This is a genomic window from Arenimonas sp. (assembly GCF_022842045.1).
GTDB lineage: Bacteria > Pseudomonadota > Gammaproteobacteria > Xanthomonadales > Xanthomonadaceae > Arenimonas.
Map to the genome: position 1 here is coordinate 33,785 of NZ_JALHQI010000010.1, position 9,703 is coordinate 43,487.

A 9,703-nucleotide genomic window follows, 5' to 3' on the forward strand; every position below is an offset into this window, starting at 1 on the left:
GGCGCCGTCGTCACCCCCCGTCGCCGAGGACTTCGTTCGTTGGCGCTCAGCGCATCGGCGCGCCGGCGCCCAAGGTCTGGCGCAGCAACGGCAGGTGCGGGCGCAGCAGCTCGGCGTTGTGGCGGGCGGCCTCGCGTTCGGCGTCGTCTCGGGGCGCCACGGCCTCCAGGCCTGGCAGCCCGGGAAGGCCGGGCATGCCCTGCACGTCCACCAGCAGCGGCAGCGCGGCAAGCGCTTGGCGCCGCACGAAGGCGTACTCGTCGCGCGACAGGCCGGCCTCGTTCACGCCCGCGGCCTGGGCGGCCTTCAGGCGACCCAGCAGGGCGCTGGTTTCGCGGTAGGCGGTCGCGAGGTCCTGCAGGTCCGGCGGCTGGTCGGCCGCGCGCGCCTGCCGGGCCTGCTGCGCGCGCTCGGCCAGGGCGCGCAGGTCGCTGCCCATGTCCCGCACCACCACCTCCTGCACCTTCACCAGCGCCGTGACCTGTGCTGGCGTCAGGCGGCCGTCGGCGGGCGGGTCGTAGGGCGCCTGGTTGGTGATGTCGTCGCCCAGGTCCAGGCTGGTCGCCCAGTCCTTGGCGCCCGACAGCATCTCGCCGCCCGCGTTCCACATCGGGCGCAGCAGGAACCACCACGCCGCACCGGCACCCACCACCAACACCAGCACCACGACCAGGCAACCCGTCAGCAGCTTCTTCGCGGCCATCGTGGCCTCCGTCTTGGATTCCGGCCCAGCATAGCCATGCCGGGCAGCCGCGGGAACGGTCGCCAGCCCCGCGCGCGGCGGCTACAGTGCGCGGCATGGAAACCGACGTGATCGTGATCGGCGGCGGCGCCGCGGGGCTGATGTGCGCGCTGACCGCCGGCCGGCGCGGGCGCCGCGTGCACGTGGTCGAACACGCCAACCGCTGCGGCAAGAAGATCCTGATGTCGGGCGGCGGCCGCTGCAACTTCACCAACACCGGCACCACGCCGGCGAACTTCCTGTCCGCCAATCCCCACTTCTGCAAGTCGGCGCTGGCGCGCTACCGGCCCGGGGACTTCATCGCGATGGTGGAGGCACACGGCATCGCCTGGCATGAGAAGGAGCTGGGCCAACTGTTCTGCGACGAGTCTTCGAAGCAGATCGTGGCGATGCTGCTCGAGGAGTGCGCGCGGGTCGGCGTCGTGGTGCAGGTGTCTTGCGCGGTGGAGGCCGTCGAGGGCCTGGTCGGCGGCGGCTACCGGGTGCGTACCTCGCAGGGCACGCTCACCGCGCCTTCGCTGGTGGTGGCGACGGGCGGCCTGTCGATCCCGAGCATGGGCGCCACCGGCTTCGGCTACGAACTGGCCCGGCAGTTCGGCCACGAGGTGCTGCCCACGCGCGCCGGCCTGGTGCCGCTGACGCTGAGCGGCAAGCACCAGGAACACTACGCCGAGCTCGCCGGCGTGGCCTTCCCGGTATCCGCGCGCTGCGGCAAGGCGCGCTTCGACAACGCGCTGCTGGTGACCCACCGCGGCCTCAGTGGCCCGAGCATCCTGCAGGTTTCGTCGTACTGGGAGCCGGGCCGCGAACTGCGGCTCGACCTGCTGCCCGACCGGGACGCCGAGGCCTGGTTGCTTGAACGCCAGGCCGCCAAGCCGGCGGCCGAGCTCAAGACCGTGCTGGCCGAAGCCTTTCCCCAGCGCTTTGCCCAGCGTCTGTGCGAGGTGTGGTTCGCCAACAAGCCGATGCGGCAGTACACCCACCGCGAGCTGCCCGACATCGCCCGCCAGCTGGCCGACTGGCCCATCGTCGCCAGCGGCACCGAAGGCTACCGCACCGCCGAGGTCACCCTGGGCGGCGTGGATACCCGCGGCGTGTCCTCCGCCACCATGGAATCCCGGCAAGCCCCGGGTCTGTACTTCGTCGGCGAAGTGCTCGACGTCACCGGCTGGCTGGGCGGCTACAACTTCCAGTGGGCCTGGGCCTCCGGCCACGCCGCCGGCCAATCCGCCTGATAAACAAATGAACCTGGTTCATTTGATTCACCTGGCCCGTACGGGCGGGTATGGTAGAGTCCGCGCTCCTTTTCTTCCCGGCGCCAGACCATGCCTCAGTACACCGCCCCGCTGCGCGACATGCATTTCGTGCTGTTCGACCTGCTCAAGGTCCAGGACGAGCTCAAGGCGCTGCCGCGCTATGCCGACGTGGACCGCGAGACCATCGAGGCCGTGCTGGAGGAAGGTGCGAAGTTCGCCAGCCAGGTGATCCAGCCGCTCAACCAGGTTGGCGACCGCGAGGGCTGCACCTGGCACGGCGATGGCGTGGTCACCGCCCCGCCAGGCTTCAAGCAAGCCTATGCCCAGTTCGTCGAGGCGGGCTGGCCTTCCGTGAGCTGCGATCCGGACTTCGGCGGCCAGGGCCTGCCGGCCATCGTCAACAACCGGCTGTACGAGATGTGGAACTCGGCCAACCAGGCCTGGCTGATGTACCCGGGCCTGTCGCACAGCGCCTACGAGTGCCTGCATGCCTTCGGCACCGACGAGCAGAAGCAGGTGTACCTCACCAAGATCGTCTCGGGCGAGTGGACCGGCACCATGTGCCTGACCGAACCGCACTGCGGCACCGACCTCGGCATCCTCAAGACCAAGGCCGCGCCGAACGGCGACGGCAGCTTCGCGCTGTCAGGCACCAAGATCTTCATCAGCGCCGGCGAGCACGACCTGGCCCCCAACATCTTGCACCTGGTGCTCGCCCGCCTGCCCGACGCGCCGGCCGGCACCAAGGGCATCTCGCTGTTTCTGGTGCCCAAGTTCATCCCCGACGCGAACGGCCAGCCCGGCGAGCGCAACGCGATCAAGGCCGGCTCGATCGAACACAAGATGGGCATCCACGGCAACGCCACCTGCGTGATCAACCTGGACGGCGCCCGCGGCTGGCTGATCGGCGAGCCGAACAAGGGCCTGGCGGCCATGTTCGTGATGATGAACTCCGCGCGCCTGGGCGTGGGCATGCAGTCGCTGGGCCAGGCCGAGGTCGCGCACCAGAACGCGGTGGCGTACGCGAAGGACCGCCTGCAGGGCCGTGCGCCCGCCGGCGCCGCGCAGCCCGCGAAGGCGGCCGATCCGATCATCGTGCATCCCGACGTGCGCCGGATGCTGCTCACCAGCCGCGCCTACACCGAGGCCGGCCGCGCCTTCACCACCTGGACCGCGCTGCTGATCGACCGCGAGCATGCCCATCCGGATCCGGCCGTGCGCGAAGAGGCCGACGAGCTGATGGCGCTGCTGACCCCCGTGGTCAAGGCCTTCATCACCGACAACGCCTGGGAAACCACCACGCTCTGCCAGCAGGTATTCGGCGGCCACGGCTACATCTCCGAATGGGGCATGGACCAGTTCGTGCGCGATTCGCGCATCAACATGATCTACGAGGGCACCAACGGCATCCAGGCGCTGGACCTGCTGGGCCGCAAGGTGCTGATGGACGGCGGCAAGAAGTTCGGGCGCTTCGCCGCGCTCGTGCAGGCCTTCCTCAAGGACCATGCCGGCAACGCCGCGATGGCCGAGTTCAACGGCCCGCTGGGCAAGCTGCTGGCCGACACCGTCGCCCTGACGCAGGAACTCGGCGCGCGCGCGCAGGCCAATCCCGATGAAGTCGGCGCGGCCTCGGTGCCCTACCTGCGCATCATCGGCCACCTGGCCTACGCCTGGATGTGGGCGCGGATGGCGGCGGTGGCGCTCGACAAGGGCGGCGAAGGCTTCCACGCCACCAAGCTGGCCACCGCGCGCTTCTACTTCGCCTGGCTGCTGCCGGAGACCGCGCACCAGTTCCGCGCGGCCCGCGCCGGCGCGGCCAGCCTGATGGCGATCGCCGCCGAGGATTTCTGACGGCACCGGCGGTCGCGCCCGCGCGCGTCCGTCTGGCACACTCGACGCCTGCCCACGAACCGCTGGAAGCCCCATGACCCTCCTCCGCCGCCTGCTGTGCACTCTCTTCCTCGCCCTGCCGCTGGCCACCGCCGCCGCCGAGCCGGCCGCCACGCCTGCCGCCGACCCCGCAGCCCGCAAGGAAGCCCTGCGCCTGCTCGAGGTGATGGACATGGAGAACCAGCTCTCCAGCGCGCTCGACGTGATGATGGACATGCAGCTGCAGGAGAAGCCCGAGCTCGAGCGCTACCGCTCGGTGATGGAAGACTTCTTCGCCAAGCACATGAGCTACGAAGCCTTGCGCGACCCGCTGGTCGAGATCTACGCCCAGGAATTCACCGCCCAGGAAATGCGCGCCGCCAGCGACTTCTATTCCACGCCGACCGGCAAGACCTTCCTCGCCAAGATGCCGCGCATGATGCAGCTGGGCGGCGAGCTCGGCCAGCGCCAGGTGATGGAGAACATGGGTGAACTGGTCGCGGCCATCCAGGCCGAGGACGCGCGCCTGGCCGAAGAAGCCGGCGAGTCCGGCGCCAACGACAAGTCCAAGTAACGAACCGGCCCGCAAGGGCCGGCTTCGGCGCCGGTAGGCAACGCGCGGGGCCGCCCGGCCCCGCTACCGGTTGAACAGCCGCTTCCAGCCGTCCGGCCCGAGTGCGCGCAGTGCCTCGATGTTCGCTTCGTAGATCCGGTCCGCCTCCGGGAAGGCCGCCACCGCCTTGTCCACGCTGTCTTCCCGCAGCAGGTGCAGGGTCGGGTACGGCGCCCGGTTGCTGAAGTTGGCCATGTCATCGGCGTCGCTGTCGGCGAACTGGTACTGCGGGTGGAAGCTCGCCACCTGCAGCACGCCGTCCAGCCCCAGCTCATCGACCGCCGCGTCGGCGATGTCGAGGAAATCGTTGTAGTCGAGGAAATCGCCCAGCACCCGCGGGTGCACCAGCAGCGTGGTCTCGATGTCGCCCGGGTCGGCCGAGGCCAGCAGCTGCAGCTCGTGCAGCAGGTCCTTGAGCAGCGCCTCTTCGGTCTCGGCCTGGCTCACCACGTAACGGATCTGCCGCTTCACGTGCACCGCCTTGGCGAACGGGCACAGGTTCAGGCCAATCACGGCCTTCTCCAGCCACTCGCGCATCGCCGCCACCACGGCCTCGTCGACCAGCGGCTCGTCGCCGTGCATGGGATCGTGCGTGTGCATCGGGCCTCCTAACGCGTGAGCCGGGCGGCCTTGCCCAGGTCGTTCCACCAGTAGCGCGCGAACGCGCGCAGCATGCCACGGCCGAGGTCGGGCGCGCGGCCGTCGGCCAGGCGGTCCATCTGCTGGTAATACCAGCCCTGCGCGCCGAGCACGTTCACCATCTTGGGCAGCAGCCAGGGGCTGGCCGGCGACAGCCAGCCGCGCGGCCGCAAGTGCAGGCGACGCTCGAAAGCCGGCAGTTCGTCGATTTCGCGCGCCAGCAGGCGCCGCGCCACGTCCGGGTGCGTGCAGAAGGGCCGGGCCAGGCCGATCAGGTCGGTGTCGCCGCTGGCCAGCGCCGCCTCCATGCCGGCGCGGGTGCGGAAACCGCCCGTCACCATCATCGGCATGGTGGCGACCTTGCGGATGGCGGCGGCGTATTCGAGGAAATAGGCCTCGCGCACCTTGGTGCTCTCCCGCACCGCCACCGCGTCGCCTTCGCGGCCCGACACACCCAGCAGGCGCGGCTGCTCGTAGTTGCCGCCGGAAATCTCAAGCAGGTCCAGCCCGCAGCCGTTGAGCAGCTGCACCACGCCGAGGCAGTCGGCATGGCTGAAGCCGCCCTTGCGGAAATCGTCGGAATTGAGCTTCACCGACACCGGGAAATCGGCCCCGACCGCCTTGCGCACCGCGCGCACGGCCTCGAGCAGGAAGCGCGCGCGATTCTCCAGCGAACCGCCCCAGGCGTCGGTGCGCTGGTTGGTGACGGGCGAGAGGAAGCTGCTGAGCAGGTAGCCGTGCGCGCCGTGCACCTGCACCCCGGTGAATCCGGTCTCGCGCGCGATCACCGCGACCGCGGCGAAGCGCTGCACCAGGTCCAGGATCTCGTCCTCGCGCAGCGCGCGCGGCCGGGCATAGTTTCCCAGCAGGTCGAGCTGCACCTCCGACGGCCCCACCGGCTGCCGCGTGGCGTAGCGCGGCGACTGCCGCCCGGCGTGCGAGACCTGCATCCACAGCCCGTTGCCCCCGACGGTGCCCGCGGCGGCCCAGGCCTTGAGGCGCGCGCGCGCTTCGGCGTCCACGCTGGGGGCATGGGTGGTGTCGATGGCCACGTTGCCCGGGCGCTCGATCACGTGGCGGTCGATCATCACGTTGCCGGTGACGTGCAGGCCGGCGCCTCCTTCGCTCCAGGCGCGGTAGAGCCGGACGTGGCGTTCGGTGGCGCGCAGCCGCGCGTCGCCCAGGCCCTCGGTCATCGCCGCCTTGCACAGGCGGTTGGGGATGACGGCGCCGCAGGGCAGCTTCAGCGGCCGGGCCAGGGGATCGTTCATCGCGGGCTCGAAGTGCGGGTCGGGACGGCCAAGATACCGGATTCACGACGCGCGCCGCGGCGCCGGGCTAGAGTGGCGCCACTACCCACGCCAAGGCCCGCCATGCATCCGTTGATCGCCCTCGTGACCCTGCTCACCGTCGTCCTGATGATCGTCTGCACGATCCTGGTCGGCCGCGCCCGCGGCAAGTACAAGATCCAGGCCCCGGCCACCACCGGCCACGAGGGCTTCGAGCGCGCCTTCCGCGTGCAGATGAACACCCAGGAAGGCGCCATCATGTTCCTGCCGACGCTGTGGCTGGCCGCGCACTTCGGCAACCCGGAATGGGCGGCGTTGGCCGGTGCGGTCTGGCTGGTCGGGCGCATCTGGTATGCGGCGGCCTACTCCGTGCCGGGCCGCAACCGCGGCCCGGGCTTCGGCCTCGGCCTGCTGGCGCTGGCGGTGCTGCTGGTGATGGCATTCTGGGGCGTCACCTGGACCCTGGTGCTGGCCGGCTGAAGACCGAGGGATCGCGGCGCCGGCAGGCCCCGCGATCCCGTTGCCACCCTCGCCGCGCACTCAGTGCTGCGCGGTCTTCACCAGCAGGTGCTTGGCCAGCGCGCCGTGCAGCCTGCCGATGCCGCGGGCCAGGTGCAGCACCACGAAGAACCCCAGCACGCCCACGAGGATCAGCACCGGCGCCGCCACCAGCGGGCTGGCGAACGGCCACACCTGCACGGTGCCTTCGAAGTCCACGATGCCCGCCCCTTCGAGCAGGGCGCCGACGCCGCCGACGACCAGGCCCAGCGACAGCGACAGCCCGGTGATCGCCGCGCTGAAGTAGAAGACACCCAGCGGCAGCATCAACACCTGGTAGAGCATGGCCGACCAGGTGCGCGGATCGGTGAACATGGCCGCGATCCGCTCCAGCCACGGCAAACCGCGGCCGACGTACAGCGGGCGCCGCGGCATGCGCTCGCCCAGCATCGCCTCCACCAGCCGGCCCTCGACCAGCGACAGCAGCCGCACGATGCCGACGAACAGGATCACCACGGGAATGCCGATGATCAGCATCGCCATGCCTGCTGACAGACTGATGCCGGTCACCACCGTGGTGAAGTAGACGATGCCCGTGGCCAGCGACAGCAGCATGTAGAACAGTGCCGTCCAGGCGCGCGAGTCCGCCGCCACACCGAAGAAACGACCGGCGAGGCTGGTGCGTGCAGCCGGCGGCGGGGTGCGCAGCGCCTGCGCCACCTGCACTTCGGTGTCGCGGTAAATGGCGGCGACCTCGGCCGGATCGCCGTAGCTGCCGGCGATGCCAGCCAGCAGCGTGGCCTCGTCGGTACCGGGGTTCTCGGCCAGTTCGGAGCGCAGGTACTCCTCGGCGTCGTACAGCGCGTCCTGGACCAGGGCGGGATCGGCGTCGCGCAGCTCGCGGCGCAGCGCATCGAGGTATTCGGGGATGGTGCGCGGGGTGGCGGTGTTCATCGCAGGTTTCCTTCCAGCACGGCGTCGACGGATTGGCGGGTGGTGTCCCAGCTCGATTTCCACTCGGCCAGCACGCGCTGGCCCAGCGGGGTGATGCGGTAGTAGCGCCGCGGCGGACCGCTGACCGAGGGCTCGACGTGGCTGTCGGCCAGGCCGGCGGCACTGAGGTTGCGCAGTACCGGGTACAGGGCGCTCTGCTTGCCGCCCAGCAGCGGGTCGCCGGTCAGCTCCAGGCGCTTGGCGATCTGGTAGCCGTAAAGCGGCTCGCCGGACTGGGCCAGGACGGCCAGCAGCACCAGGGACACGGTCCCGGCGCTGAGCTCCTTCTGGAACTTCTTCAGGTGCGGCTCGATGTCGGTCATCGCACTCTCCGGGCACTTGGTATAGCGCCGTTGACGGTATCGTTGAGTCGATACTAGGCAAACGGCCCGGGGGCTTCGCAGTGCCGGAAGTCAGGGTGGTAATGTCTTGTCCGTGCCCACCCCCTGAACGGAGAAGTCCTCGATGAGCGCTGCGTCCATGAACGGCCCGATGCCCGCGGTTTTCCTGGGGCACGGTTCGCCAATGAACGCCATCGAGGACAACGCCTGGCGGCGAAGCTGGCAGGCCCTGGGCCAACGCCTGCCGCGCCCCGAGGCCATCCTCTGCATCTCGGCGCACTGGGAAACCCAGGGCGTGTACGTCAGCTCGACCGAGAAGCCCGAGACCATCCACGACTTCCACGGTTTCCCGCGCGCGCTGTTCGACGTGCGCTATCCGGCGCCGGGCAGCCCGGCGCTGGCGCACCGCGTCGCCGAGCTGATCGAGCAGCCCCGCGTCCACCTCGACAGCCACCGCGGCCTCGACCATGGCGCCTGGGGCGTGCTGCGCCCGATGTACCCGGAGGCCGACATCCCGGTGGTGCAGCTGAGCCTGTCCAGCCTGCAGCCCGGCGCCTGGCACTACGACCTGGCCCGTCAGTTGGCGCCGCTGCGCGACGAAGGCGTGCTGGTGGTGGGCAGCGGCAACATCGTCCACAACCTGCGCCACTGGAAGCCAAACCAGGCCGAGCCCTACGATTGGGCGCAGCGCTTCGACGAGGACATCGCCGACCGCATCGCCGAGGGCCACCACGAAGGCATGCTCGGCTACGAAACCCTGGGGCCCGACGCGCTGCTCGCCATCCCGACGCCCGAGCACTACCTGCCGCTGCTATACATCCTGGCGCTGCAGCGCGAGGACGACGCGGTGGAATTCTTCAACGACAGCGTGGCGAGTTCGATCTCGATGCGTTCGGTCCTCATCGGCGCCTGACCGCCATGGCCGACAACGCGATTCTGGTGGTGTTCCTGCCCATCGCGCTCGCGGTGGTGATGGCCGGGCTGGGCCTGCACCTCACGCTGGCCGACTTCCGGCGCGTGCTGCAGTTGCCGCGGGCGGTGGCCGTGGCGCTGGTGGTGCAGACCCTGCTGCTGCCGCCGGTCGCCATCGGGCTGTGCCTCGCTTTCAGGCTGCCGGGTGAACTGGCGCTGGGCCTGGTGCTGCTGGCCGCCTCGCCGGGCGGCGTCACCGCCAACCTGTTCAGCCACATAGCGCGCGGCGACGTCGCGCTCAACATCACGCTCACCGCCATCAACAGCCTGCTGGCCCTGCTGACGCTGCCGCTGTGGACCGCGCTGGCGCTGTCGTGGTTCCTCGGCGCCGAAGCGCACGTGCCGCCGCCGGTGGGCAAGGTGCTGGAAGTGGCGGTGCTGGTGATCGCCCCCGTCACGCTCGGCATGGCGCTGCGCGCGTGGTACCCGGCGCTGGCCGACGCCGCCGAGAAGCCCGTGCGCACGCTGTCCTCGCTGCTGCTGGGCGTGCT

11 protein-coding genes are annotated in these 9,703 nt (G+C 70.3%); 6 read left to right on the top strand and 5 right to left on the bottom strand.

Features of this window, described 5'->3' with window-relative positions; translation table 11 throughout:
- Window positions 1-46 precede the first annotated feature (46 nt).
- Window positions 47-703, bottom strand: a complete 657-nt coding sequence (locus Q0C12_RS04030; protein ID WP_290886503.1) for a hypothetical protein — start codon at window positions 701-703, stop codon at window positions 47-49.
- A 95-nt stretch (window positions 704-798) separates the two neighbouring features.
- On the opposite strand from Q0C12_RS04030, the gene Q0C12_RS04035 reads away from it, so the two are divergent.
- From Q0C12_RS04035 to Q0C12_RS04045, 3 genes are all read left to right on the top strand, one after another.
- Window positions 799-1,977: an NAD(P)/FAD-dependent oxidoreductase gene (locus Q0C12_RS04035; RefSeq protein ID WP_290886506.1), complete on the top strand. Its 1,179-nt coding sequence runs from the start codon at window positions 799-801 to the stop codon at window positions 1,975-1,977.
- 90 nt (window positions 1,978-2,067) lie between these two features.
- Window positions 2,068-3,849, top strand: coding sequence for an acyl-CoA dehydrogenase C-terminal domain-containing protein (locus tag Q0C12_RS04040; RefSeq protein ID WP_290886509.1), 1,782 nt, complete (start codon window positions 2,068-2,070; stop codon window positions 3,847-3,849).
- A 73-nt stretch (window positions 3,850-3,922) separates the two neighbouring features.
- On the top strand, window positions 3,923-4,441 hold the full coding sequence (locus tag Q0C12_RS04045; RefSeq protein ID WP_290886512.1) for a DUF2059 domain-containing protein: 519 nt from the start codon (window positions 3,923-3,925) through the stop codon (window positions 4,439-4,441).
- Window positions 4,442-4,504: 63 nt separating this feature from the next.
- Here the strand turns inward: Q0C12_RS04045 and Q0C12_RS04050 are convergent, their stop codons facing one another.
- Together Q0C12_RS04050 and Q0C12_RS04055 are read right to left on the bottom strand one after the other, a co-directional pair.
- Window positions 4,505-5,080 (bottom strand): DUF1415 domain-containing protein, encoded by a 576-nt coding sequence (locus Q0C12_RS04050; RefSeq protein ID WP_290886515.1) that lies wholly within the window; start codon window positions 5,078-5,080, stop codon window positions 4,505-4,507.
- A gap of 8 nt (window positions 5,081-5,088) precedes the next feature.
- Window positions 5,089-6,390 carry an NADH:flavin oxidoreductase/NADH oxidase family protein gene (locus Q0C12_RS04055; RefSeq protein ID WP_290886517.1) on the bottom strand — a complete coding sequence of 434 codons (1,302 nt, stop codon included), beginning with the start codon at window positions 6,388-6,390 and terminating at the stop codon, window positions 5,089-5,091.
- Between the two features lie 102 nt (window positions 6,391-6,492).
- On the opposite strand from Q0C12_RS04055, the gene Q0C12_RS04060 reads away from it, so the two are divergent.
- Complete coding sequence (locus tag Q0C12_RS04060) at window positions 6,493-6,888, top strand: MAPEG family protein (protein WP_290886520.1); 396 nt, start codon at window positions 6,493-6,495, stop codon at window positions 6,886-6,888.
- A gap of 60 nt (window positions 6,889-6,948) precedes the next feature.
- On the opposite strand, the gene Q0C12_RS04065 is transcribed toward Q0C12_RS04060, so the two are convergent.
- Together Q0C12_RS04065 and Q0C12_RS04070 are read right to left on the bottom strand one after the other, a co-directional pair.
- A complete protein-coding gene (locus Q0C12_RS04065; RefSeq protein ID WP_290886523.1) occupies window positions 6,949-7,860 on the bottom strand; it encodes a sensor domain-containing protein in 912 nt (303 codons plus the stop codon).
- Window positions 7,857-8,222, bottom strand: coding sequence for a PadR family transcriptional regulator (locus Q0C12_RS04070; protein WP_290886526.1), 366 nt, complete (start codon window positions 8,220-8,222; stop codon window positions 7,857-7,859). Before Q0C12_RS04070 ends, Q0C12_RS04065 begins: the two co-directional genes overlap by 4 nt.
- 142 nt (window positions 8,223-8,364) lie before the next feature.
- Between Q0C12_RS04070 and ygiD the strand changes: the two genes are divergently transcribed.
- A complete protein-coding gene (ygiD, locus tag Q0C12_RS04075; protein ID WP_290886529.1) occupies window positions 8,365-9,153 on the top strand; it encodes a 4,5-DOPA dioxygenase extradiol in 789 nt (262 codons plus the stop codon).
- A 5-nt stretch (window positions 9,154-9,158) separates the two neighbouring features.
- The coding region (locus tag Q0C12_RS04080) for a bile acid:sodium symporter (protein WP_290886532.1) at window positions 9,159-9,703 on the top strand (545 nt) is incomplete at its 3' end.